The organism is Mycobacterium sp. ITM-2016-00317 (assembly GCF_002968295.1).
In the GTDB taxonomy this organism is placed as follows: Bacteria; Actinomycetota; Actinomycetes; order Mycobacteriales; family Mycobacteriaceae; genus Mycobacterium.
Map to the genome: position 1 here is coordinate 2,473,508 of NZ_CP134399.1, position 24,944 is coordinate 2,498,451.

General features: G+C 69.9%; 22 protein-coding genes and 2 pseudogenes. 18 read left to right on the forward strand and 6 right to left on the reverse strand.

All coding sequences use genetic code 11. The annotated features are described in order from the left end of the window. Position 1: 1 nt before the first annotated feature. The gene (locus C6A87_RS11885) at positions 2-1,102 is read right to left on the reverse strand and encodes a polyprenyl synthetase family protein (protein ID WP_311117397.1); all 1,101 of its coding nucleotides are present in this window, start codon (positions 1,100-1,102) and stop codon (positions 2-4) included. Positions 1,103-1,280: 178 nt separating this feature from the next. Here C6A87_RS11885 and C6A87_RS11890 point away from each other — a divergent pair, with 178 nt between their 5' ends. The 10 genes from C6A87_RS11890 (at position 1,281) to fmdA (ending at position 10,981) form a co-directional block, all read left to right on the forward strand. Then, positions 1,281-2,768: an APC family permease gene (locus C6A87_RS11890; protein ID WP_396837046.1), complete on the forward strand. Its 1,488-nt coding sequence runs from the start codon at positions 1,281-1,283 to the stop codon at positions 2,766-2,768. After that, positions 2,765-3,472: an SDR family oxidoreductase gene (locus C6A87_RS11895; protein ID WP_311117399.1), complete on the forward strand. Its 708-nt coding sequence runs from the start codon at positions 2,765-2,767 to the stop codon at positions 3,470-3,472. The genes C6A87_RS11890 and C6A87_RS11895 overlap by 4 nt, the downstream gene beginning before the upstream one ends. 23 nt (positions 3,473-3,495) lie before the next feature. After that, the gene (locus C6A87_RS11900) at positions 3,496-4,113 is read left to right on the forward strand and encodes an SDR family oxidoreductase (RefSeq protein ID WP_311117400.1); all 618 of its coding nucleotides are present in this window, start codon (positions 3,496-3,498) and stop codon (positions 4,111-4,113) included. 49 nt (positions 4,114-4,162) lie between these two features. After that, the gene (speB, locus tag C6A87_RS11905; protein WP_311117401.1) at positions 4,163-5,125 is read left to right on the forward strand and encodes an agmatinase; all 963 of its coding nucleotides are present in this window, start codon (positions 4,163-4,165) and stop codon (positions 5,123-5,125) included. Then, on the forward strand, positions 5,122-6,009 hold the full coding sequence (locus C6A87_RS11910) for a polysaccharide deacetylase (protein WP_311117402.1): 888 nt from the start codon (positions 5,122-5,124) through the stop codon (positions 6,007-6,009). Before speB ends, C6A87_RS11910 begins: the two co-directional genes overlap by 4 nt. 11 nt (positions 6,010-6,020) lie before the next feature. Further along, a complete protein-coding gene (locus C6A87_RS11915) occupies positions 6,021-7,088 on the forward strand; it encodes an aromatic ring-hydroxylating dioxygenase subunit alpha (RefSeq protein WP_311117403.1) in 1,068 nt (355 codons plus the stop codon). Next, entirely contained in the window at positions 7,085-8,032 is a 948-nt protein-coding gene (locus C6A87_RS11920; protein ID WP_311117404.1) for a PDR/VanB family oxidoreductase, read from the forward strand. Before C6A87_RS11915 ends, C6A87_RS11920 begins: the two co-directional genes overlap by 4 nt. Positions 8,033-8,063: 31 nt before the next feature. Beyond that, positions 8,064-9,299: a PucR family transcriptional regulator ligand-binding domain-containing protein gene (locus C6A87_RS11925; RefSeq protein ID WP_311117405.1), complete on the forward strand. Its 1,236-nt coding sequence runs from the start codon at positions 8,064-8,066 to the stop codon at positions 9,297-9,299. A 189-nt stretch (positions 9,300-9,488) separates the two neighbouring features. Next, complete coding sequence (locus C6A87_RS11930) at positions 9,489-9,713, forward strand: zinc ribbon domain-containing protein (protein ID WP_311117406.1); 225 nt, start codon at positions 9,489-9,491, stop codon at positions 9,711-9,713. An 11-nt stretch (positions 9,714-9,724) separates the two neighbouring features. Then, entirely contained in the window at positions 9,725-10,981 is a 1,257-nt protein-coding gene (gene fmdA / locus C6A87_RS11935; protein ID WP_311117407.1) for a formamidase, read from the forward strand. Positions 10,982-10,985: 4 nt separating this feature from the next. Here fmdA and C6A87_RS11940 read toward each other — a convergent pair whose 3' ends face one another. Beyond that, on the reverse strand, positions 10,986-11,831 hold the full coding sequence (locus C6A87_RS11940) for an alpha/beta fold hydrolase (protein WP_311117408.1): 846 nt from the start codon (positions 11,829-11,831) through the stop codon (positions 10,986-10,988). 62 nt (positions 11,832-11,893) lie between these two features. Between C6A87_RS11940 and C6A87_RS11945 the strand changes: the two genes are divergently transcribed. From C6A87_RS11945 to C6A87_RS11970, 6 genes are read left to right on the forward strand one after another with little or no spacing between them, the layout of a single operon-like run. Next, positions 11,894-12,520: a TetR/AcrR family transcriptional regulator gene (locus C6A87_RS11945; RefSeq protein ID WP_311117409.1), complete on the forward strand. Its 627-nt coding sequence runs from the start codon at positions 11,894-11,896 to the stop codon at positions 12,518-12,520. A 38-nt stretch (positions 12,521-12,558) separates the two neighbouring features. Then, on the forward strand, positions 12,559-13,179 hold the full coding sequence (gene ruvC / locus C6A87_RS11950; RefSeq protein WP_311117410.1) for a crossover junction endodeoxyribonuclease RuvC: 621 nt from the start codon (positions 12,559-12,561) through the stop codon (positions 13,177-13,179). Next, positions 13,176-13,763 (forward strand): Holliday junction branch migration protein RuvA, encoded by a 588-nt coding sequence (gene ruvA / locus C6A87_RS11955; RefSeq protein ID WP_311117411.1) that lies wholly within the window; start codon positions 13,176-13,178, stop codon positions 13,761-13,763. The genes ruvC and ruvA overlap by 4 nt, the downstream gene beginning before the upstream one ends. 1 nt (position 13,764) lies before the next feature. Beyond that, on the forward strand, positions 13,765-14,832 hold the full coding sequence (gene ruvB / locus C6A87_RS11960) for a Holliday junction branch migration DNA helicase RuvB (RefSeq protein ID WP_311117412.1): 1,068 nt from the start codon (positions 13,765-13,767) through the stop codon (positions 14,830-14,832). 15 nt (positions 14,833-14,847) lie between these two features. Beyond that, positions 14,848-15,234, forward strand: a complete 387-nt coding sequence (locus C6A87_RS11965) for a DUF1304 domain-containing protein (RefSeq protein WP_311117413.1) — start codon at positions 14,848-14,850, stop codon at positions 15,232-15,234. Positions 15,235-15,244: 10 nt separating this feature from the next. Beyond that, positions 15,245-16,165, forward strand: coding sequence for an alpha/beta fold hydrolase (locus C6A87_RS11970; RefSeq protein ID WP_311117414.1), 921 nt, complete (start codon positions 15,245-15,247; stop codon positions 16,163-16,165). Positions 16,166-16,238: 73 nt separating this feature from the next. Here the strand turns inward: C6A87_RS11970 and C6A87_RS11975 are convergent. Next, positions 16,239-17,135: pseudogene (locus tag C6A87_RS11975) on the reverse strand (diguanylate cyclase domain-containing protein); the annotation flags it as partial. Between the two features lie 233 nt (positions 17,136-17,368). On the opposite strand from C6A87_RS11975, the pseudogene C6A87_RS11980 reads away from it, so the two are divergent. Next, positions 17,369-18,021: pseudogene (locus C6A87_RS11980) on the forward strand (hypothetical protein). A gap of 7 nt (positions 18,022-18,028) precedes the next feature. On the opposite strand, the gene car reads toward C6A87_RS11980, so the two are convergent. After that, positions 18,029-21,517 (reverse strand): carboxylic acid reductase, encoded by a 3,489-nt coding sequence (gene car / locus C6A87_RS11985; protein WP_311117415.1) that lies wholly within the window; start codon positions 21,515-21,517, stop codon positions 18,029-18,031. A gap of 419 nt (positions 21,518-21,936) precedes the next feature. Here car and C6A87_RS11990 point away from each other — a divergent pair, with 419 nt between their 5' ends. Next, positions 21,937-22,149 carry a hypothetical protein gene (locus C6A87_RS11990; RefSeq protein WP_311117416.1) on the forward strand — a complete coding sequence of 71 codons (213 nt, stop codon included), beginning with the start codon at positions 21,937-21,939 and terminating at the stop codon, positions 22,147-22,149. Here the strand turns inward: C6A87_RS11990 and C6A87_RS11995 are convergent. Both C6A87_RS11995 and gabT read right to left on the reverse strand, forming a co-directional pair. Continuing rightward, the gene (locus tag C6A87_RS11995; RefSeq protein WP_311117417.1) at positions 22,137-23,570 is read right to left on the reverse strand and encodes a gamma-aminobutyraldehyde dehydrogenase; all 1,434 of its coding nucleotides are present in this window, start codon (positions 23,568-23,570) and stop codon (positions 22,137-22,139) included. The two genes, C6A87_RS11990 and C6A87_RS11995, sit on opposite strands and share 13 nt — an antisense overlap. A gap of 17 nt (positions 23,571-23,587) precedes the next feature. Then, positions 23,588-24,928, reverse strand: coding sequence for a 4-aminobutyrate--2-oxoglutarate transaminase (gene gabT / locus C6A87_RS12000; RefSeq protein ID WP_311117418.1), 1,341 nt, complete (start codon positions 24,926-24,928; stop codon positions 23,588-23,590). Between the last annotated feature and the right edge of the window lie 16 nt (positions 24,929-24,944).

Sequence of the window (24,944 nt, forward strand, 5' to 3'; positions counted from 1 at the left end):
CTCAGGGCGCAGGCACGAACGACAGCTCGGTGCACTCCACGAGCATCTCTTTGAGGCCGTCGAGTGCGCCGGCGTCCACGTCGGCGGATAGCTGCGTGAGCGCGCGGTCCGCCGTGGCGACCAGATCCGCGATGTGCCTGCGGACGTGTTCGGCCGCCCCGCAGGCCAGCATGATCTGCTGGACGTCGGCGATGTCGGCCTCGTCGGCGGCCTGACTGCCGACGATCGCGGTGAGCACGTCCACCTGCGGCTCGCTCGCCAGGTTCAGCGCGACGCCGAGCAGTTCGGTGGGCTTGCCCGCCCGGATGTCGTCGCCGGTCCGTTTCCCGCTGGTCTCGGTCGTGCCGAACAGGTCGGCCAGGTCGTCGCGCAGCTGGAACGCCTGCCCGACGGCGCCGGCGTAGTCGCGCAGCACCGCGGCGGTCGTCGACCCGGCGGACCCGGCCACCTGCAGGCCCAATGTCATCGGGCGCTCGACGGTGTAGGCGCTGGTCTTGTACCGCAGGATCTTCTCGGCCGTGCCGGCGCGGTAGTCGCGACCGGCCTGGGCCCGCAACTCCAGTAGCTGACCGGCCAGTACCTCGGCCCGCATGGCCCGGAAGACCCGCGACGCGCCGCGGGCGAGGTCGAGGGGCAGTTCGGCGACCGCGTCGTCGAACGTGTCGTGCGCCGCCGACCACAGCAGGTCCCCGACGAGCAGCGCCATGTGGTCGCCGAAGTCGGTGGGGTCGCCCCATCCGGCGGCGGAGCGGTGGCCGGCCGCCAGCGCCGCGCGCACCGACGGTTGCCCGCGGCGCACCTCGGAGCGGTCGATCACGTCGTCGTGCACCAGGATCGCCGCGTGCAGCAACTCCAGCGCGGCGGCCGGACGCACGAGCGGGCCCGGGTCGGCGCCCGCCGGGGCGCCGACCCGCCACGCCCAGTAGGCGAACCGGGGGCGCAGGCGTTTGCCGCCTGCCTGCACCGCGGACCGGCAGAGCCAGGCGACCTCGTCCAGTTGCTCGTCGACCGAGCGCAGCGGTTCGGCGACGCCGTCCCGCACGACGGCATGGAGGTGGTCCTCCAGAGCCGACAGGAATGTCGTCTGATCGGTGTCCGGCACGCCGTTGATACTCGCGCCCCGACCCGCTGCGGCGCGACGCGAACCGCGGACGTTGTAGATCCCTACAGTCGCGCACCCGGCGACTGTGCGCCCGGACCGCAGTTGGCCACTCCGCGCGACTGATGCCCCTGCGCATGCCCATACTTGCGTGTCTTCGGGCCATCGAAAGGGAGACCAGATGTCGTCTAGCGAGCAAAAGAGCTCAGCGCCAAAGGAATTGAAACGCGAGTTCTCGCTGTGGTCGGCGTTCGCGTTCGCATTCGCGTTCATCTCGCCGATCGTGGCGATGTACGGCATCTACGGTCTGTCGATCGCGACGGCCGGGCCGGGATTCTGGTGGACGTTCATCATCGTCGGCGTCGGGCAGTTCTTCGTGGCGCTGGCGTTCGGTGAGCTGGTGTCGCGCTGGCCCTTCGAAGGCTCGATCTATCAGTGGACCAAGCGCCTCGCCGGCGAGGTCGCCGGCTGGATGGCCGGCTGGGTCCACATGTGGGCGCTGGTGATCATCATGGCCACGGTCGCCTACGGCGGCGCCGGATTCCTGGCCCAGCTCGTCGGGATCGAAGCTCCGACCGCCGTGCAGCAGAGCATCATCGCGCTGCTGATCCTTCTCGCCGGCACCGGAGCCAACATCCTGGGGCGCGGATTCCTCAAGGCGCTCATGGGCGCCAGCATCATCGCCGAGATCATCGCCTCGGTGGGTCTGAGCACCTACCTGCTGATTTTCCACCGCCACCACGGTTTCGACGCCATCTTCCACGGCATCGACCTGACCAGCGGGTGGTCGATGGCCTATCTCACCGGTCCGTTCCTGGCCGCGCTCGCGTTCACCGGCTGGTCCATCCTCGGCTTCGAAAGTGCCGGCGCGATCGCCGAAGAGGTCAAGAACCCGCAGCGCAGCGTGCCCAGGGCGATGCTGTTCGCGGTGGCGTTCATCGCGATCGTGATCGCCTACGCCTCGCTGGCCGTGACGCTCGCGGTGCCCGACTTCGACAGGCTGACCTCGGGCGAGGAAGCCGACCCGGTCACCTACGTATTGCGCAGCGCGCTGGGCGATTCCGCGGTGAAGCCGATCCTGTTCCTGTTCGTCATCGGTTTCCTCGCCAGCTTCCTGGCGCTGCAGGCCACCGCGTCGCGGGTCATCTGGTCCTTCGCCCGTGACCGGGTGCTGCCGGGTTCCCGGGTGCTGGCCAAGCTGTCCAAGGCCGAAGCCCAGCCGATCAACGCGATCCTGGTGACCACGGTCATCGGAGCGTTCGTCTACCTGATCTCGGCGACCGACATCTATTCGGTGCTGGTCACTTTCACCGCGGGCGGCTACTACATGGCGTTCCTGTTCCCGTTGGTCACCGGGGTGGTGGCGCGGATGCGCGGCACCTGGGTGCCGGGGCCGTGGAACCTGGGCAGGTTCGGCACCCCGGTGGCGGTGGTGGCGCTGCTGTGGGCCGGCTTCTCCTTCGTCAACATCGTCTGGCCGCGCACGGTGTCGGACACCTGGTACATCAACTGGGCGTTCTTCGTCGCGATGGGCGCGATCCTGGCGCTGGGCGCGGTGATCGTCAAGGTGCGCAAGGTCGGTGAGCGTCCCCTCGGCGGACCCGACGGAACCGACGGTCCCGACGGACCGGCCGAGCCGGTGCACGAGACCCGGGCGGAACTCGTATGAGCGAGCGGGATTCCTCTCCGGTCGCCGTCGTGACCGGCGCAGGCAGCGGCATCGGTTCCGAGATCGCGCAGATCCTGCAGGCCGGCGGCTGGAAGGTCGCGTCGATCTCGCGCGAACCCGCACCGGCCATGGACAAGTGGCTGGTCGCCGATGTCGCCGAGGAGCGGGAGGTCAACGACTCCATCGCCGAGCTCGAGGCGACCTTCGGGCGGATCGACGCGGCGGTGATCTGCGCCGGCATCTACGAAGAGACCCCAGCCCTGGACATCTCGCAGGCCTCCTGGGAGCGGATGCTGCGGGTGCACGTGGGCGGACTGGCCCATGTGTGCCGTGCGGTGCTGCCGCAGATGCGGCGACGGGGGAGCGGGCGCATCGTCGGGATCGCGTCCGAGCGTGCGATCGGCGGAGGCAGCAACGACGCCCACTACGCCGCGGCCAAAGGTGCGGCGCTGAGCCTGCTGCGCAGCATCGCCGTGGAGGTGGCCGGCGACGGCGTGCTGGTCAACGCGGTCGCCCCCGGCCCGTGTGACACCCCTCTGCTGCCGCCCGACTCCTGGGAGCGTGCCGAGGAGTTCACCTCGGGGCTGCCCGCGCGGCGCATCGCCCAGCCCCGCGAGGTCGCCGAACTCGTCCGGGCACTGCTGGAGGAGGACCTCTTCCTGTGCGGAGAAGTGTTGTCGGTCAACAGCGGAACGGTGATCTGATGATGTGTGGAGAACCTCGCCGGGTGTTCGTCTCCGGCCTCGACACCAGGCTCGGCGCTGCAGTACGCGACCACTTCGCCGAGCGCGGCGCCGTCACCGACGGCACCACCGCGGACGTCGACCATGCGGACAGGGACGCTGTCCGCACGGCCGTCGCGCGCGCGGTCGACGCGATGGGCGGCATCGACGTGCTGGTCGTCGCACACGGACTGCCCCATGTCGCCCCCATCGGCGACGAGTCGATGCAGGACTTCTGGCGGCATGTCGACACCACGCTGACCGGCAGCTTCCTGTACGCGCAGGCGGTCGCCGAGCACATGCGCGACGCCGGCACCGGAGGCCGGATGGTGCTGACCACCTCGCGCTGGCACGTCGGCGGGCCGTCCCTGGCCGCCGTCGCCGCCGCGGCAGGGGGGATCGTCGCGCTGACCAAGACGCTGACCCGCGACTTCGGCGGGTTCGGTATCGGCGTGAACGCCGTCGCGATCGGTGCGATCGACTCGGAATGGTCGGTTTGTGATGCGGCGGCAGGTGTTTCGTGCGACGCGCCACCGCTGAACCGGTGCGGGACCGTCGAGCAGGCGGCGCGCGTCATCGCCCTGCTGTCCGGCCCGACCTCGGTGCAGCGGTGGGCCAGATAGTCAATGTCGACGGTGGATTGTCCCGGAACCGGGTCTAGGAAGGGTTTTGATGAACAACGACAGCGGCCGCAACCCGATCGTCGGTGCGGCCGACCCCCAGGTGCAGCCCCGCTACGCGGGGTGGACCACCTTCGCGCGGCTCCCTCGGCTGGAGGACGTGGCCCACGCCGACGTCGTCGTGGTGGGCGTGCCCTTCGACAGCGCGGTCACCTACCGTCCGGGAGCACGCTTCGGCCCCAACGCGATCCGGCAGGGCTCGCGCCTGATCCGCGGCTACAACCCCGAGCTGGACATCAAACCGTTCGAGGTCTGTCAGTTCGCCGACGCAGGAGACCTGGCGTGCAACCCGTTCGACATCGCCGAGGCGGTCGATCAGGTCGCCGAACAGCTCACCGAACTGCTCGCCAAGGGCACCCGCGCGGTGATCCTGGGCGGAGACCACTCGGTGGCGTTGCCGTCGCTGCGGGCCGCCCACAGCGTGCACGGGCCGATGGCACTGGTGCACTTCGACGCCCACCTCGACACCTGGGACAGCTACTACGGCGCCGACATCACCCACGGCTCGCCGTTCCGCCGGGCCTTCGAGGAGGGTCTGCTGCTGGACCGCAACATCCACGTCGGGGTGCGCGGATCGATCTACGACAAGCAGGATCTCGTGGAGGACGCGAACTTCGGCTTCTCCGTGGTGACCTGCCGCGACATCGACACCCTCGGCGCCGCCGGTGTCATCGAGAAGATCCGCGCGCGGGTCGGTGACGCACCGGTGTACGTGTCGGTCGACATCGACGTACTGGATCCGGCGCACGCGCCGGGCACCGGCACCCCGGAGGCGGGCGGCATGTCGAGCCGCGAACTGCTGGAGGTCGTGCGCGGTCTGGATTCGGTGAACCTGGTCGCCGTCGACGTCGTCGAAGTCTCGCCGGCCTACGACCACGCGGAGATCACCGCCATCGCGGCCGCGAACGTCACCTGGGAGTTCCTGTCCGTCTTCGGAAGAAAGGCACAACGATGACCGCCCCGATCCCCGCCGGCCCGGTGACATGGCCGGACGGCAAGCGCTGCGCTGTCGCGTTCACCTTCGACGTGGACGCCGAGTGCCCGCTGCTGACCACCGATCTCGCGTTCGCCGACCGGATGGGTGCGATGTCGCACCAGGCCTACGGCCCGCTGGTCGGGGTGCCGCGCCTGCTGGGCATCCTCGAGGAATTCAAGGTTCCCGGAACGTTCTTCGTTCCCGGCTACACCGCGCACCGCCATCCCGACGCGGTCCGCTCGATCGCCGAGGGCGGCCACGAGATCGCCCATCACGGCTACCTGCACGAGTCCCTGGTCGGTGTCAACGAGGCCACCGAGCGGGCGATTCTGGAGCGCGGACTTGAGGCGCTCGAGGAGGTCGCCGGAGTGCGGCCGAGCGGTTACCGCGCCCCGATGTGGGAGATGAACTGGCATTCGCCGAAGTTGTTGGCGGAGTTCGGCTTCCTCTACGACTCGACGCTGATGGACTCCGATCACCCCTACGAGTTGGCGGTCGGCGACACCTCGCTCGTCGAGCTGCCTGTCAGCTGGGCCCTCGACGACTGGCAGCAGTACTGCTTCATCCCCGACTTCTCCGGCACCGGGCTGATCGAGACACCGGCCAAGGCGATCGAGCTGTGGCGCAGTGAACTGGCCGCCATGCGTGAGATCGGTGGCGCGTGGATCCTGACCAACCATCCGTTCCTGTCCGGCCGTCCCGGCCGGGCCGCCGCGCTGCGCGAGTTCATCGCCGAGGTGTGCGCGATGGACGACGTGTGGGTGGCAGGCATGTCGGAGATCGCGAATCACGTTCGCGCCCAGCAGCTCACCCCGCGAACCCTGACCCGTCCCGAACCGACCCCGGTCACCGCCCGACCGTAAGGAGAACCACCATGAACCGCGACGCACTGACCCCGGAGAAGTTGCGCGAGGCCTACCAGCACGTCTGGTTCGTCGTCGCCCGGTCCCAGGACATCGTGACACCGCAGTCGGCCACGCTGCTCGACCAGAACCTGGTGGTGTTCCGCGACTCGACCGGCGCCGCGCGGGTCACCGACCGGCGCTGCATCCACCGCGGCGGCAACCTCGCCGACGGAAAAGTGATGGGCGACAGCATCGCCTGCCCGTACCACGGCTGGCAGTTCGACGGCGGCTCCGGGCAGTGCACCCGCATCCCGTCACTGCCCGCCGACGGCCGGATCCCGCCCAAGGCCGAGATCAAGGCCTATCCCGTCATCGAGCGGTTCGGCCACGTGTGGACCTGCCTGGGTGATCCGGTGTTCGACCTGCCCAACCCGCCGGAGATCGCCGACCTTGAGTTGGAATGGCGCGCAGCCGAACCCATCCACGCCGAGTGCGGGTTCATGGCGGCCACCGAGAACTTCCGCGACATGGCCCACTTCCCGTTCGTGCACGAGCCGTCGATGGGCGAGGTCGACCCGGTGGTGACCGATCTCGAGGTCAAGCGGGACGGACGCGAGGTGTGGGCGTCCTACTACTACAAGCAGGTCCCCTCCGCGCAGTTCTCGGCGGTCGGCGACGCGTGGATGCACTACCACTCCTACGCCCCGGGCATCGCCACGATCCTGTACGACTTCGGCCCGGAGACCGGCAAGCGCTACCTCGTGGACTTCCCGTCGCCGGTGAGTTACGACAAGTGCATCATCTTCTGGGGCGTGGCCACCGACCGCGACTTCCGCGGCGGCTCGGTCGACGAGATCCTGGCCACCGAGACCATGGTGTTCAACGAGGACACCCCGGTGCTCGAAGGCCTGGACCCCAAGGAGGTCCCGCTGGCGGGACAGGCGTTCGAGGTCTCCGCACCGGCAGACATCTACACGCTGAACTACCGCCGTGCCACGCAGTACGCCGTGCAGACGATCCAAGAGGCCCGCGGACTCGTCGAGGCGTCCGCCACCACCACGGAACCGGCCGCGGTCAACGGCCACGACCGAGCGTGAGGCTGCGCGTCACCCAGTTGCGTTGGGAGGCCGAGCAGGTCGTCAGCGTGGTGCTGCGCAGCACCACCGGCGACCCGCTGCCTCCATGGGAACCCGGCGCGCATGTGCCGGTGACCCTGCCGTCGGGGCTGGTGCGCCAGTACTCGCTGTGCGGGGACGCCGAGGACCCGGCCGGCTACACCATCGCGGTTTTCCTGGTCGGTGACGGACGCGGCGGGTCCCGGGAGATCCACGAGCGGCTGCGCGTCGGGGAGGTCCTTGAGGTCGGAGAGCCACGCAACAACTTCGCGCTGACCGACGCGCCGCGCTACCTGTTCCTGGCCGGCGGCATCGGCATCACCCCGGTGCTGGCGATGATCGAATCGCTGCAGCGGCGCGCGGAACCGCCGCCGTGGCGACTGATCTACGGCGGCCGCAGCCGGACGGCGATGGCCTTCCTCGACCGGCTCGGCGTGCTCGACAGCGTCGAGATCGTGGCGCAGGACGAGGCCGGTCTGCCCGACCTCACCGGCGCACTGGCCGACAGCGCGCCCGGGACCGCCGTGTACTGCTGCGGGCCGCCGGCGATGCTCGCCGCCGTGCAGGCCGCCTGTGAACTCCGTCCCGAGGTGGCGCTGCACACCGAGCGGTTCGCCGCGGCAGGCGGTGAGGTCGCGCGCCCGGCCGACGGCGACGGTGCCTTCGACGTCGAGTTGGCCCGCAGCGGGGTCACCGTCACGGTGACCGACGACACGACCGTGCTCGACGCCGTCCTGAAAGTCGCGCCGGACACCCCGTTCTCGTGCGCCGCGGGATTCTGCGGCACCTGCGAGACCAAGGTGCTCGCCGGTGACGTCGATCACCGGGACGAATTGCTCAGCGACAAGGAACGCCAGGCAAACGCGACGATGATGATCTGCGTGTCCCGGTCACGCGACGGAGGCACGCTCAGGCTCGACCTATGAGGGCACGATCGGCGGCTTAGACTGCGCAGCCATGACAGTCCAGTCAGCGGATCCGGCGGCAGCACCCCACGACGGGACTGTCAGCCTGCGCCAACTGCTGGCGGAACCGGATTTGCACGTCGACACGCTTACGCCGGCCTGCGACCTGGACCGGCCGATCCGCTACGTCTACCCGACCGAGCTCGCCGATCCGTCGCCGTACCTGGCCGGGGAGGAGCTGATCCTCAGCGTCGGCGTGCCGGTGGCCGGTCAGCCCGCCGAGGCGATCCAGCACTACGTGGGGACGCTGACCGACCGCGGCGTCGCGGCCCTGCTGATCGGGCTGGGCGACGTCCTCGACGAGATACCGGCCGTGTTGGTGGACGCCTGCAGCGAGCGCGACCTGCCGCTGCTGATCCAGCACGCCGCCGTCCCGTTCCGTCGGATCATCGACTGGGCCGAGTCGCGGAGGGCCCGCGACCGGGAGACCGACGTCCGCGAGCGTGAACTCGGCGCCCTGCTGCGCTGGTTCGTCGCGGGCACTCTCGGCGTCGGCCCGGTCGAGTCGGAGTTGGCCCGGTACGGGCTGTCCGGCGCGCCGGTGGTGGTGTGCGCCTTCACCACCGACGTGCACGCCCGGGTCCACGAACTGGTCGACCGGCACTCCGGCGCCGTGGCCTCACTCGACGACAACATCGTCGCGCTGTGCCCGCAGACCGCGGAGTTCAGCGCGGATCTCGCGGCCTCGCCGCTGGCGTGCGGGGTGGCCCTGGCCGCCGACGCCCAGTCGATGGCCTACGCGATTCCGGAAGCGCTCGAGGCGCTGCACGAGGCCAGCAGGTGGCGGCGCACCGTGCACATCGACGAGATCGCCACGCTGCAGGGTCTGCTGGCCGCCGTCCCGAAGGTGCGTCTGGTGCCGTTCGTGCACCGCCTGCTGGTGCCTCTGGTCGACCATGACAAGGACAACAGTTCGTACCTGGTGGCGTCACTGAAGGCGTTCCTGGCTCCTGGCAACGACATCTCCACAGCGGCCGGTCAGCTGTACGTGCATGTGAACACGCTGCGCAACCGGTTGGCGAAGATCGCGGAACTCACCGGGGCCAGCCCGCTGGACGAGTCCGACCGCATCAACTTCCGGATCGCGCTGTGGGCGGCGCGCAGCATGGGCATGACGGAAACCGCGGCGCCGGACACCGAGGCTGGCACCGTCTCGGCAAAATCCCAGTCGCCCAACACTTTCGCGGGACAAGCACGCGGTCGTCGGCTGCCGCCGCCCGGCAGCTGACCGGCGTCCCGCGCTGTAGCCGGCCACACCCGGACCGTGGCGGATTGTCGGCTTCTCCAACTGCCGCGCGGGCAGCCGCCCGACTCGGTAGTGTGAGCGTCGCCGGTCGGAGCACAGTGAGGAAATGCCTTGGTCTTCTATGTCTTTCGCTGCGAAGCCGGGTGTGGCACCACGCGGCAGAGGCACCCGATGCAGACCCGTCCGGACGTGGTCGACTGTCCTGACTGCGGCGGTCCGGCCCGCCGGATGATCGCCGCGCCTCATCTGGGCCGTTCCGGCGGCACCGCGATGGCGCTGCAGGACGCCACCCGGAGCACTGCCGATAACCCCGCGGTCGTCTCGGCCCCGCCCCGCGGCGGCGCCGGCCGCAAGGTCACGACCAACCCGCTGCACCGCAACCTCCCGCGCCCCTAGAAGGAGATCCCATGCCTGACGTCGTCTTCCCGCTCGACTCCACCAAGAAGTTCACCGATCAGGAGAAGCTCGGCCACAACCGCTGGCATCCCGACATCCCGGCCGCGGTGACGGTCAAGAAGGGCGACTCGTTCCGGGTGCACTGCCGCGAGTGGTTCGACGGCGCGATCCACAACGACGATTCGGCCGACGACATCCTCAACGCCCCGCTGACCACCGTGCACGTGTTGTCGGGCCCGATCGCCGTCGAGGGCGCCAAGCCCGGCGACCTGCTGATCGTCGACATCCTCGACGTCGGCCCGATCCCGCAGGAGGACTCGGGCCCGCTGGCCGGCCAGGGCTGGGGCTACACCGGCATCTTCCCGACAGAGAACGGCGGCGGTTTCCTCACCGAGCAGTTCCCCGATGCCTACAAGGCGATCTGGGACTTCTCCGGGCAGAAGGCCACCTCACGCCACATTCCGGGAGTGGCGTTCACCGGGATCGTGCACCCCGGCCTGATGGGTACCGCGCCGTCTCGCGACCTGCTCTCGACGTGGAACACCCGCGAGGCCGCACTGATCGCCACCGACCCCGACCGGGTGCCGCCGCTGGCGCTGCCGCCCGAGCCGCAGGACGCGATCCTGGGTGGCCTCACCGGTGACGCGTTCACCAGGGCCGCCGCCGAGGCCGCCCGCACCGCGCCGCCGCGGGAGAACGGCGGCAACCAGGACATCAAGAACCTGACCAAGGGCAGCCGGATCTTCTACCCGGTGTTCGTGGACGGCGCCAACCTGTCGGTCGGTGACCTGCACTTCTCCCAGGGCGACGGGGAGATCACCTTCTGCGGCGCCATCGAGATGGGCGGCTTCATCGACCTGCGGGTCGACGTGATCCCCGGCGGCATGGAGACCTACGGGGTCAGCGAGAACGCGATCTTCATGCCAGGCAACACCGACCCGCAGTACTCGGAATGGCTGGCGTTCTCCGGCACGTCGGTGACTCTGGACGGCGAACAGCGTTACCTCGACTCGCATCTGTCCTACCAGCGGGCCTGCCTGCACGCGATCGACTACCTGACGAAGTTCGGCTACAGCCCCGAACAGGCCTACCTGCTCCTGGGCGCCGCGCCGATCGAGGGCCGGCTCTCGGGCGTCGTCGACATCCCGAATGCCTGTGCGACCGTGTACATCCCGACTGCCATCTTCGATTTCCCGATCGCGCCGTCGGCGGCCGGGCCGGTGAAGATCGACCAGGGGATCGGGGCGCCGCGCGCGTCGTTCCGCTGAGAGTTCACCGAGCGGCGGTGACGGCCAGGAAGGTCGCGATCGCCGCAGCGGTCTTCTCGGGCTGGTCGAGCATGGGCAGCACGTAGGCGTCGTCGACGGTCTCCAGGCGTCCCTGGGGAAGTAGTTCGGCGAGCCTGCGCCCGTGCTCGGCCGGCATCACCGGGTTGTCGGTCCACAGCACCAGTGCCGGGCGGTCGAATTCGCGCAGCCGATGGGTGGCGCGGACGAGATCGTCGCCGTCGAACCGGGTGCGGCAGTATTTGACCAGGTCGCGCCGGATCCTGCGGTCGGCGAGTCCGTGCTGTACCCAGTCGTCCGCAATAGGCTGGGGGACAGGGTATTTGGCCATCATCCCGAACATGAGCCGCTGGCGGCGCAGCAGGCCGACCTTGAGTTGGCGCATCGCCAGCCACATGGTGCCGGTGGTGCGGGCGGCCAGCCACGCCATCTTTCCGGGCAGGCCGGGGGGAAAGTTGTCGAACGCCTCCGACGGGCAGGTCACCAGCCGGCCCACCCGCTGGTCGCGGCCCAGGTCGGTGAGGAACAGTGGACCGCCCCAGTCGGTGACCACCAGCGTGACGCCGGTCAGGTCGAGCGCGTCGAGGAAGTCGGCGACGATGCCGACCATGCCGGGCAGGGTCAGGTCGGCGTCGTCGTGCATCGGGATGCGGTGCCCGCCCATCGGCAGCACCGGCAGTAGGTAGCGGAACCCCGACGGCAGGTGCGGCAGTGCGAGGTCCCACTGCGTGTCGTTCATCAGCAGGCCGTGCAGCAGCACGACCGGTGGGCCGCCGGGTGTGCCTTCCTCGCGGTACTGCAGGGCCCCGGCGCCGATCTGGACCGTCCTCATCGCACCTCCACTAGAATGGTCGTTCTAGAACGTATGCTCTAGCCTGGCACCAGGAGGTGGCGATGGCAAGGTCGACGAGGGAATCGATCCTGACCGCGGCCGCGGAGTTGATGCGGCACCGGGGTTACGCCGGGGTCGGCATGAAGGACATCGCGCACGCGTCGGGTGCGCCGATCGGGTCGCTCTACCACCACTTCCGTGGCGGCAAGGCCGAGATCGCCCGGGAGGCGCTGACCAACGCGGGACTGGCCTACGGGCTGCTGATCCCGGCGGTGATGGACGCCCACACCGACCTGGGTGACGGCATCGAGGATGCGTTCGGCCAGGCCGCCGCGGACATGGCCGACACCGGCTTCGCCAACATGTGCCCCGTCGCGAGCGTCGCGGCCGAGACGGCCGACACGGTCGAGGAGCTGCGCACGGCGGCCGGTGACGTGTTCATCGGCTGGATCGAGGGTGGCACCGCGTACTTCGTGTCCAGGGGACTCGACGGGGACATGGCCGGAGAGGTCGCGCTGACGCTGATCGCGGCGCTGGAGGGCGCGTTCCTGCTCGCCCGCACGTTGCGCGACACCGCGCCGCTGCTGGCGGCGGGCCGCGCGCTGGGTGCCCGGTACCGCGGCACCGTGCTGTCCGCACGGCAGGCCGACCCGCGTGTCCTGCCGGGTGGGGTCGGCCGCACCGGTTAAGCTCTCGAACAAATGTTCTGTTTCGAGAAGGGGCTGGCGTGCGGGTGATGGGTGTCGACCCCGGCCTGACCAGGTGCGGACTGTCGGTCATCGAGAGCGGAAAAGGTCGCCAGGTCGTCGCGCTCGACGTCGACGTCGTGCGGACTCCGGCCGACCACCCGCTGGCGCACCGACTGCTGGCCATCAGTGACACGGTCGAGCACTGGCTGGACACCCACCGGCCCGACGTGATCGCGATCGAGCGGGTGTTCTCCAACCAGAACGCCAATACCGCGATGGGCACCGCGCAGGCCGGTGGCGTGGTCGCGCTGGCCGCGGCACGCCGCGACATCGACGTGCACTTCCACACGCCCAGCGAGGTCAAGGCCGCGGTCACCGGCAACGGGCGCGCGGACAAGGCGCAGGTCACCGAGATGGTCACCAGAATTCTTGCGCTGCAACAGAAGCCGACTCCTGCCGACGCGGCGGACGCACTCGCGCTGGCCATCTGCCATTGCTGGCGCGCACCGATGATCGCCCGGATGGCCGCCGCGGAGGAGATGGCTGCCGAGCAGCGCCGCAAGTACCAGGCCACGCTCAAGGCCAAAGCGAAGGCGAAGGGCACGGCGAAGACGAACGGCACGGCGAAGACGGGCCCGATGTCCGGGAGTGCCCGATGATCGCGGCGGTCCGCGGCGAGGTCCTCGACATCGCCCTCGACCACGTGGTGATCGAGGCTGCCGGCGTCGGTTACAAGGTGATGGCCACCCCGGCCACGCTGGCCACCCTGCGCCGCGGCGCGGAGGCCCGGTTGATCACGGCGATGATCGTGCGCGAGGACTCGATGACGTTGTACGGCTTCGCCGACAGCGACGCGCGCAACCTGTTCCTGACGCTGCTCGGGGTGTCGGGGATCGGTCCGAGCATCGCGCTGGGCGCACTGGCGATGTACGACGGACCGTCCCTGCGGCAGGCCATCGGCGACGGCGACGTCACCGCGCTGACCCGAATTCCGAAGGTGGGCAAGAAGACCGCGGAACTGCTGGTGCTGACACTGCGCGACAAGGTGGGCGCGACGGCCTCGGGCGGCGTCACTGCTGCAGGCGGGCACGGGATCCGCGGTCCGGTGGTCGAGGCCCTCGTCGGTCTGGGTTTCGCGCAGAAGCAGGCGGAGGAGGCCACCGACAAGGTGCTGGCCAACGACCCGGAGGCCACCACCTCGAGTGCGCTGCGCGCCGCGCTGTCGATGCTGGGGAAGAAGTGACATGGGCCGGTTTCCGGACGGGGCAGACGACATGCCCGACGAGCGCGAGGTGTCGCCGGCGCTGACCGTCGGCGAGGGCGACGTCGACGCCAGCCTGCGCCCGCGCTCACTCGGTGAGTTCATCGGCCAGCCGCGGGTGCGGGAGCAGCTTCAGCTGGTCCTGGAGGGTGCCAAGAACCGCGGCGGCACACCCGACCACATACTGCTGTCCGGGCCGCCGGGTCTGGGCAAGACCTCGCTGGCGATGATCATCGCCGCCGAACTCGGGTCGTCGTTACGCCTGACGTCCGGGCCCGCGTTGGAGCGCGCCGGTGATCTCGCCGCGATGCTGTCGAACCTCGTCGAGCACGACGTGCTGTTCATCGACGAGATCCACCGCATCGCCCGGCCCGCCGAGGAGATGCTGTACCTGGCGATGGAGGACTTCCGCGTCGACGTCGTCGTCGGGAAAGGCCCTGGCGCGACGTCCATTCCACTGGAGGTCGCACCGTTCACGCTGGTGGGTGCGACCACCCGCTCGGGTGCGCTGACCGGCCCGCTGCGGGACCGGTTCGGGTTCACCGCGCACATGGACTTCTACGAGCCCGCCGAGCTGGAACGGGTGCTGGCCCGCTCGGCAGGCATCCTGGGCATCGAGCTGGGTGCCGACGCCGGCTCCGAGATCGCCCGCCGCTCGCGGGGCACACCACGCATCGCCAACCGGCTGCTGCGCCGGGTCCGCGACTACGCCGAGGTGCGCGCCGACGGGGTCATCACCCGCGACATCGCCAAGTACGCGCTCGAGGTCTATGACGTCGACGAACTCGGGCTGGATCGGCTGGACCGCGCGGTACTGTCGGCGCTGACGCGCAGCTTCGGCGGAGGGCCGGTCGGGGTGTCCACGTTGGCCGTCGCGGTCGGCGAGGAGGCGACCACGGTCGAGGAGGTGTGCGAGCCGTTTCTGGTGCGGGCCGGGATGATCGCCCGCACCCCGCGCGGTCGGGTCGCCACCGCCCAGGCCTGGACGCATCTGGGGTTGAAGCCGCCGGCCAACGCCACCGGGCTCGGCCAGGCGGACCTGTTCGACTGACAGGAGGTGTCGCCGATGGTGACTGCCGGGTTGATCGTGGCGGTGCTGGCCGCTCTGTTGCACGCGTACATCTTTGTGATGGAAGCGCTGACCTGGACCTCGCCGCGTACCCGCGCGGTGTTCGGCAACACCGAGGAGCAGGCGCAGGCCACCAAGCTGATGGCCCTCAACCAGGGCTTCTACAACCTGTTCCTGGCGATCGTGACCGTGATCGGGGTGATCGCGGCGTTCAGCGGCGCCACCGGGGTCGGCCTGGCGTTGGTGTTCGCCGGGGTCGGGTCGATGGCCGCCGCCGCGGTGGTGTTGCTGGTCTCGGCGCCCGACAAGTCGCGGGCGGCGGTCACGCAGGGCGCGCTGCCCGTCGCGGCCATCGCGCTGCTGCTCCTGGGCATCCTGCTGTGACGTCTGCGGTATGAGGAGGCGTGCGGCCGGCGCGGTCGCGGCGGCGCTCGTCGCGCTGGCCCCGGGTGCGAGCAGTACGGCCCAACCGCCGCCTGCGGTCGCGGGCCCGGTGGACCTCGGCGACGGTCGCACGCTGTACCTCGACTGCCAGGGCTCCGGTGCGCCAACGGTTTTCGTGATCCCCGGGCTCGGCAGCTACGGCCAGGTGTGGAACCACCTGATCCCGGCCGGGGACCGGGTCTGGTCGAGCCCGTACGACGACATCGAGATCGCCGATCCGGTGCCCGGGGCCGACGCGGCACAGCCGGCCATCGCGAGGACGACGCGCGTGTGCGTCTACGACCGCCCCGACACCCGCCCCGACGGTGACCACCGATCGACGCCGGCGGCTCAGCCGCACGGCATCGTGCGCGACGTCGACGACGTGGTGGCGCTGATCGCCGCCGCGCGGCTGCCCACGCCGCTGGTCTTCGTGGCCCATTCCTACGGCGGGCTGGTGCTGGACCTGCTGGCCCGCACGCACCCCGATCTGGTGGCGGGTCTGGTGTTCGTCGAGCCGACCTCGGAGTTCCTGCCCGGTCTCGGAAGTCCGGCCCAGAACGCGGCGTTCTACGCCGCGGGCAGCCAGGGGCGGGCGCCGGGGGAGAGCGTGTGGTTCGAGGAGGCCTTCGCCGAGGTGGCCGCCGCGCCGCCGCTGCCGCGCGTCCCGGCCGCGGTCCTCAGCGGGGACCGGTTCCCGCCGCCGGCGCAGCTCACCCCGGACACCTACACGCAGGCGCAGATCCACCGCGCCAACGACCTGCTCGCCAAGGCGCTGGGCACCACCAACGTGGTGGTGCCGGAGGCAGGCCACAACATGATGCTCTACCAGCCCCGCGCCGTCGCCGACGCGGTCGTCGGGGTCGTGCAGCAGGTGCGCTCAGGCCGCTGACCGGCCAGGCCCGGCGGTACTGGTTGCCGCCGGAGCGCTTGGCCTCGTACATCGCCGCGTCCGCGGCTTCGACGAGCTCGCCCAGGATCTCCCGGGTGTCGGCGTCGCGGTTGAGCCGGGCGCACACCACACCGACGCTCGCCGTGACCCCCCAGGAACTCGTCGCGATCGTGGCGCGCAGCCGCTCGGCCAGCGCGTCGGCGTCGTCCTCGCGGGTCGCCTCGGCGATCAGGAACTCCTCGCCCCCGACCCGCCCCACGATCGCCTGCCCGCGGGTGGCCTGGCGCAGGCTCGCCGCGACCGACACCAGCAGCCGGTCCCCGGTGGCGTGCCCGCGGGTGTCGTTGACCCGCTTGAAGTGGTCGAGATCGATCATCGCCACGGTCAGGTGCGGCAGCCCGCGGGCCGGCGCCGTGCTGACCAGGTACCGGACCGCCCGGTAGAAGCCGCGCCGGTTGCGCAGCCCGGTCAGCGCGTCGGTGTGCGACTGCAGCGCGTCACCGCCGAGGAGGTGTACCAGCACCTGCGCCGAGAACGGCACGGCCAGCACCCCGACCGCGATCATCAGGAACGCGACGGTGGCCAGGTAGCCGTCGCCGGCGGCGGTGATCTCGGCTGCGCAGCGCAACGCCACCGCGGTCGCGGTGGCCAGCACCATCACCAGGTGAGGGGTGGAGTGGAAGAACGCCACATAACCCGCCAGCGCAGCGAACGTGATACATGCCAGCAGCCCGGTCAGCGGGTCCGGCCAGACCAGCGCGAGCGCGGCGATGCAGACGTTCGACACCACCGCGAACGCCAGCGATTCCCGCCGGGTGGGCCAGTGCGAGAACCAGACGACGGCCATCACCACGCATATCGCCACCACCGCCACACTGACCGCGCGACCGAGGTTCGTGTCGGGACCCGACGGACTGAGCAACATCAGACCCGGCACGGTTCCGAGCACCATGACGATGCCGCCCATCATGTTGCGGGTGAAGCCGCGGAGATAGCGTGAGCCGAGGTAGCCCGACAACCAGTGGTAATGGTCGGGCTGGCCCCACCACTGGCGTATGCGTCTCACGCGACCGATGGTAGTGACTGCACCGGGTCATGCGGGAGGGTGCATTTGTGGCAACGTTTGATGTCAGTCGGCGCGCAAACCCCCGGGTTATTGCCGAGCGGGCGTGGGTACCCGCTGGCATCACCCGAGGAGGAATCATGGTCGACACAACCCACCGGGGGCGCAAGGGCGCGATGCAGATCCCGAGGAGCCGCGGTGCGGTGAGCGGCCTGCTGATAGTGGCGCTGGGCGTTTGGGGCGCGCTGGCGCCTTTCATCGGCCCGCTGTTCGACTTCGCGTTCACCCCGGACCGCCCGTGGGCGTGGACCGCGGGCCGGGGCTGGCTGGAGGTGTTGCCGGGCCTGGTCGCCGTGGTCGGCGGTTTGCTGCTGTTCGTGTCCCGCAACCGTGCCACCGCGATGCTCGGTGGTTGGCTGGCGGTGGCCGCAGGCGCCTGGTTCGTGGTCGGGCGTGCGGTGGCCGGTCCGCTCGGCCTGGGCAGCGCCGGCCGGTGGCGGAGAACGAGACCAAGCAGGTCTGGCTCGAGGTCACTTACTTCTCCGGGCTGGGCGCGCTGATCGTGTTCCTGGCAGCGCTGGCCGTCGGCCGGTTGTCGGTCCGCACGGCGCGCGACGTCGCCTACCGCGAGGCCCGCCTGCACGCCGCCGAGACGCCTCCGGTGACCGAGGGCGCCCCGGCAGGCACGGCGGGCTGGGGGCCCGATGACGCGGTGACCCAGCCCGTGGGACGCAAGCGGCGCGGCCTGTTCGGCCGCCGGCGCAACAAGGATCGCGACACGATGGCCGTCTGACGACGGTCTAGAGCAGCCCGAGCAACTGCAGATCGGTGACGTACTTGACGATCACCTGCGGCGTCACCTGCGGGATGTCCTTGTCCGGGCCGATTTTCGCGTCCTGCACCGCCTCGCGGAACCGCTCTGTCGGTGCGATCGCGCCGCGCACCGGGATCCCGGGCTGCTGGTAGTTGTGCAGCAGAGGCAGCAGGGAGACCTGGCGCTGCCGGTCGGGCAATGCGTTGACCGCCACCGTGAACCGCTGCAGCCACGTCGCGTAGTCGCCGACGCGTCGCACCGGGAAGCCGGCGTCGATGAGCCAGTCGACGTACTCGTCGAGACCGATCCCGTCGTCGTGGGGATTCATCACGTGGTAGGTCTCGAACCCGGACACCACCTGCGCGCCGAGTGTCGAGATCGCCTCCGCGATGAACTCCACCGGCAGCCCGTCATAGTGCGCGCGGGGGCGGCGGCCGTCGGCCTCGAGCCGGTAGAACGACTCCGGGGCGACGCCGGTGGCGACGAGGCTGAAGATCAGCCGGGTGAACATGTCCGGCAGATTCAGCTGCCCGGCATAGGTGGTGTCGGCCAGGATCATGTCGCAACGGAACACCGACACCGGTAGCCCGCACAGGTCGTGGGCTTCGCGCAGCAGCACCTCGCCCGCCCACTTGCTGGTGCCGTAGCCGTTGGCGTAGCTGTCGTCGACAGTGCGGGTGGCGCTCATCTGCCTGACGTCGGCGTCTTCGGTGAACCGGCCCGGTTCCACGCCTGCGCCGACGGCGATCGTCGACACGTAGACGAACGGCTTCAGCCTGGTGGTCAGCGCGAGGCGGATCAGTTCGGCGGTGCCGACCACGTTCGGCCCGAACAGCTGGCTGTACGGCAGGACGTGGTTGACCAGCGCGGCCGGGTCGACGATCAGGTCGACGGTGTCGGCGAGGCGCTGCCACGTCTGCTTGTCGAGTCCCAGGTCGGCGTCGCCCTTGTCCCCGGCGACGACCTCCAGGTGGTCGGCGGCCAGCCGCCGGTAGTGCTCGAGCAGCTTCGGGTCCCCGCTGTCGAAGGTTCGATCCAGCCGATCGCGGGCTGACGCATCGTCTTTCGCGCGGACCAGGCAGATCAGCGTGCCGCCGACCAGCGACAGCCTCTCCAGCCATTCCAGTGCCAGGTACCGGCCGAGGAAGCCGGTGGCCCCGGTCAACAGCACGGTCCGGATCTCCGAGGCGGGTCCGGGCAGCGCGGGAGCCGCGTCCAGGGTGGCCGCGTCGACGAACTTGTCCAGCGTCAGGTCGCGGGCATGCACCTCGGTCACCGGTTGGTCCGAATGCCCGTGCACCGACGTGAAAGTCGGCCGCACCGAGCCGGTGCTGCGCGCGGTCTCGATGTGGCCGGCCAGCGCCTGGAGATCGGTGGCCGGGCTGACGATCACTCCGACGGGAATCTCGACGTCGAAGATGTCGTGGAGCAGATTCGCGAAGGTCAACGCCGACAACGAGTCTCCGCCCAGGTCGGTGAAGTGGGCATCCGGGCGCAGGTCGGCGGCGGCGGTGCCCAGCATCGCCCCGGCAGCGCGCAGCACGGTTTCCTGCACCGGGCGTTCGGCGCCGGACCGGCGCAGCTCGCGCAGCTCGTCGGTCTGGCTCTCGGCGAGTTCGGTGTAGAGGGCTTCCAGCCGGTCGCCGTAGCGCTCTTTGAGTTTGGGCCGGGCCAGCTTACGGATCCCGGTCAGCAGGCCGTTCTCCAGCGTGAACGGCGTGGTCTCGATCAGGAAATCGCGGGGGATCTCGTAGGACTGCAGGTCGGCGGCCTTTGCCACATCCTGAAGTGACTCGGCGACAGCAGCTTTCACGTCCTCGCGGGCCAGCGCCGCGTCGGTGGGCACCACCACGGCGAGCAGGTAGGGGCGCGCGCTGTTGCCGTAGACGTAGATCTGGCGGATCAGCGGACTGTCGGCGAACACCGCTTCCAGCTTGGAGACGGCGACGAACTCGCCCTGCGAGAGCTTGAGCACGTTGTTGCGGCGGTCCAGATAGGTCAGTCGATCCGGTGCGGTTTCGGCGACGATGTCCCCGGTGCGGTAGAAGCCGTCCTCGTCGAACATCTCGGCGGTGATGTCGGGGCGCTTGTAGTACCCGGGGAACAGGCTCTCGGATTTGACCAGGAGCTCACCACGCGGGTGGGGGCGGTCGGTGGAGAAGTAGCCGAGGTCGGGGACGTCGGCGAGTTTGTAGTCGATGACCGGTGGGCGCTGGATCTGCCCGTCCACGAACACCGCACCGGCTTCGGTGGAGCCGTAGCCGTCGGTCAGGTGCATGTCGAGCAGTTGCTCGACGAAGCTTTCCATCTCGGCCGACAGCGGCGCGGACCCTGTCATCGCGGTCACGTAGCGGCCCCCGAGCAGGCTCTGGCGGAGGTCGGCGAGCACCTCGGCCTCGTCGGCCGTGCGGCGCTCCAGCTCCTTGGACACTTCGGCGAAGATGGTGTCCCAGATCCGCGGCACGAAGCTCAGCTGCGTCGGGCGGACCAGGGCGAGGTCCTCCAGGAACGTCGACAGGTCGCTCTTGGCCGCGAAGTACGCGGTGCCGCCGGCGCCCAGCGTCGCGTACAGCAGCCCGCGGCCCATCACGTGACTCATCGGCAGGAAGTTCAGCGTGATCGACGGGATGGGGCCGTGGTCACCCCAGAACGACCGGCTCGATCGTCGCCACGTGGTGGCCACCAGGTGCTCGGGGTGCATCGCGCCCTTGGGGGCGCCGGTGCTGCCGGAGGTGTAGATCAGCAGCATCAGGGTGTCGTCGTCGGGTGAGAACTGTTCCCGCGCAGGCATTGTCGAGCCGCGGGCGATGACGTCGGCGAGTGTTTCGACCTCCAGACGCGAACCGGCGGCGCGCAGCCGGTCCGTCGCGGAGGTGAGCGCGTCGCGGTGGTCGTCGATCTCGGGGTGGTGGTCGAACACCACCAGGCGCGCCGCGTGGGGTGCCTCCAGGGCCAGCGTGACGGCGTCGTCGAGGGTGTCCACCGACGAGGCGATGAGGACCGGCTCGGTCTCGGCGATGATCGGGCGCAGGGTGCTGACCGGCGCACTGGTCTGCAGCGGGACCAGGACCGCGCCGAGCATCGACAGGGCCATGTCGACGGTCGTGTAGTCGACGCTGGTGAAGCCGAGCAGGGCGACCCGGTCACCGGGCTGCACCTCGGTGAGCGCGGCGGTGACGCCGCGGATCCGCTGAGCCAGCTCGCCGTAGGTGATGGTCTCGAAGTGGGGGAGGAGCTCGGCGACGGTTCGGCCGGTGGCGCCGTCTTCGACGAAGCGCACCGCGCGCCGGCCGAGCGCGGGCCGGTCGGCGTATCCGTCCAGCACCGTCCGCATGACGTCGGGCAGGTGTGCCGCGTTCTGCTCGACGGCCGTGGCGACGGTTTCGTCGGGTACGGCGGCGGCGAACTGGGGGTCCGTGGCGAAGAGGTCGGCGATGCGACGGGCAAGGCGGCCTTCGCGGGTATCGGTAGACATGGTCTGTCCTCAGATGGATCGCGGGCGGCGGGGGGCGCGACGATGCGCCACCAGAAACTACGTTAGTAAAGCTAAGTGTATTCCGGCCACGGTAGGCGGTGCCGCTGATAATCAGCTGTGAATCCTTGCGGCGCTGGCGATCTCGCGTACCCGGTGAGTGGTTCGTCACAGTGCGGTCGCATGGTTAACCGCGCCACATCACGGTCGGTTGCGCCCTCGGGCGCAGTTACCGTTGGTCATCGGTCGGACGATCGTCGGAGGAGGTCAGAGGGTGCACCCGCAGTCGCAGCGCCTCGCCGAGCTGTTCTCGGCCCGAATCGCGTCCGGTGTCCCCGACGACCTCGCCGCCATCGTCCTTGGCCCGCGCCTGCGCGGGCTCTGCGACGCGTTGGGTGCGCCGGAACGGGACTGGTGGCAGGTTGCCCGGTGGGCCAGGCCGACTGGACGACGCCGGGCAGCGGGACGCGTTCGGCGCCTACCTCGACGTGCTGGTCGCCCACCGGTGCGGCCACCCCGGCGAGGATGTGGTCTCCGACCTCATCGCCCACGAGGTCGACGGCGACGGTCTCACCGCAGACGAGATCCGGGACATCCTCGTCGATTTCGTCCGCGCAGGCGCTCAGCCGGTGTAGGCCATCACGTGCTTGATGCGCGTGTAGTCCTCCAGGCCGTACATCGACAGGTCCTTGCCGTGGCCTGACGCCTTGAACCCGCCGTGGGGCATCTCGGCGACCAGCGGGATGTGCGTGTTGATCCAGACGCAACCGAAATCGAGTGCGTTGGACACCCGCAGCGCCCGGGACACGTCCTTGGTCCACACCGACGACGCCAGCCCGTACTCGACGCCGTTGGCCAGCGCGATCGCCTCGTCCTCGCCGGTGAACGACTGCACCGTGATGACCGGGCCGAAGATCTCCTGCTGGATCAGCCGGTCGTCCTGACGCAGTCCGCCGATCACCGTCGGCTCGATGTAGAAACCCTTGTCGCCCTGTCGGTTTGCGCCGACCGCCACGGTGGCGTGCGACGGGATGTCCTCGAAGAAGGACAGCACCCGTTGCATCTGGTTGACGTTGTTGACCGGCGGGACCCACGCGTCCTCGTCGTCGGCGGGCCGGCCGAACGTCGTGGTGGCGCCCTTGGCCTGCTCGGCCAGCGCGGCGGTCAGGTCCGCCGCGATCGACGCCGACGCCAGCACCCGGGTGGCGGCGGTGCAGTCCTGTCCGGCATTGAAGTACGCCGCGGTGGCGATGCCCTCGGCGGCCGCCGCCAGATCGGCGTCGTCGAACACCACCACCGGGGCCTTCCCGCCGAGCTCCAGGTGGGTGCGCTTGAGGTTGCCGCCCGCGCTGACCGCGACCGCCTTGCCTGCGGCCACCGAACCGGTGATGGCCACCATCGCCGGGGTCGGGTGCGCGACCAGGTTCGCGCCCGTCACCCGGTCGCCGGCGATGACGTTGAGCACGCCCGGGGGCAGGTGCTTGGCGGCCAGCTCCGCCAACATCACCGTCGTCACCGGGGTGGTGTCACTGGGTTTGATGACCACCGTGTTGCCCGCGGCGATGGCCGGGCAGATCTTCCAGATCGCCATCATCATCGGGTAGTTCCACGGCGCGACCTGACCGATGACGCCGACCGGCTCGCGGCGGATCCACGAGGTGTGGTCGGCCATGTACTCACCGGCGGACTTGCCCTCCAGCACCCGCGCCGCGCCGGCGAAGAACCGGATCTGGTCGACCATCGGCGGGATCTCCTCGACCGCGGTGACGTGATTGGGCTTGCCGGTGTTGCGGCCCTCCGCGGCCACCAGCGCGTCGGCGTTCTTCTCGACCTCGTCGGCGAAGCCCAGCAGTGCCTTCTGGCGCTCCGACGGCGTGGTCTTGCGCCACCCGGTGAACGCCTTGGCGGCCGCGGCGTAGGCGTTGTCGACGTCCTGCTCGTTGGACACCGGCGCGGTGCCGTACTCCTCGCCGGTACTCGGATCGACCAGCGGCATGGTGGCGCCGCTGCTGGAGTCGACGAGTTGGCCGTCGATGAAGTTCCGGACGGTGGTCATGTCAGTCAGCTCCTCTGTCAGAGATCGCGCAGGATGAGTTCGAGGACGTCGAGGCCTTCGAGCAGAAGCTCGTCGCTGATGGCCAGCGGGGGCAGGAAGCGGAGCACGTTGCCGTAGGTGCCGCAGGACAGCACGATCACCCCGGCCTGATGCGCGCCGGCGAGCAGGTTGCGGGTCAGTTCCGGGTCCGGATCCAGCGTGCCGGGCTTGACCAGCTCGACGGCGATCATCGCCCCGCGGCCGCGGACGTCGCCGATGCGCTCGTCCTCGGCCTGCAGCCGGCCCAGCTTGTCCTTCATCAGCGTCTCGATCTGCGCGGCGCGCTGCACCAGGCCCTCGGCCTCGATGGTCTCGATGGTGGCCAGCGCGGCCGCGCACGCCACCGGGTTGCCGCCGTAGGTGCCGCCCAGCCCGCTGACGTGCGGGGCGTCCATGATCTCGGCGGGGCCGGTGACCGCCGACAGCGGCAGGCCGTCGGCGATGCCCTTCGCGGTGACGATCAGGTCCGGGACGATGCCTTCGTGTTCGCACGCGAACATCGCGCCGGTGCGCGCGAAACCGGTCTGCACCTCGTCGGCGATGAACACCACGCCGTTGGCGCGGCACCACTGCAGCAGCGTGGGCAGGAACCCGTCGGCGGGCACGATGAAACCGCCCTCGCCCTGGATCGGCTCGATGATCACCGCGGCCAGGTTGTCGGCGCCGACCTGCTTGTCGATCACGCTGATCGCGCGCCTGGCCGCGAGTTCGCCGTCGGTGGCCAGTTCCTTGCCGAACTCGGCGTCGCGGAACGGGTAGGACAGCGGCGCGCGGTAGATCTCCGGGGCGAACGGGCCGAAGCCGTGCTTGTAGGGCATGGACTTGGCCGTCAGCGCCATCGTCAGGTTCGTGCGGCCGTGGTAGGCGTGGTCGAACGACACCACCGCCTGCTTGCCGGTGTAGGCGCGGGCGATCTTGACGGCGTTCTCGACGGCCTCGGAGCCGGAGTTGAACAGCGCCGAGCGCTTGTCGCCGTCGCCGGGGGTCAGCCGGTTGAGCGCCTCGGCGACGGCCACATAGCCCTCGTACGGGGTCACCATGAAGCAGGTGTGCGTGAAATTGCGGAGCTGCTCGGTGGCGCGCTCCACCACTCGGGGGGATGCGTTACCGATGGTGGTGACCGCGATGCCCGAGCCGAGGTCGATCAGCCGGTTGCCGTCGACGTCCTCGACGATGCCGCCGAACGCCCGCGCCGCGTAGACCGGCATCGTGTTGCCGACGCCGCGGGCCACCGCCGCGCCCTTGCGCGCGATCAACTCGGCGGACCGGGGACCGGGGATGGCGGTGGCGAGGTGGCGGCTCTGTTCCAGAGCGCTCACAGAGGACCTCCTACAG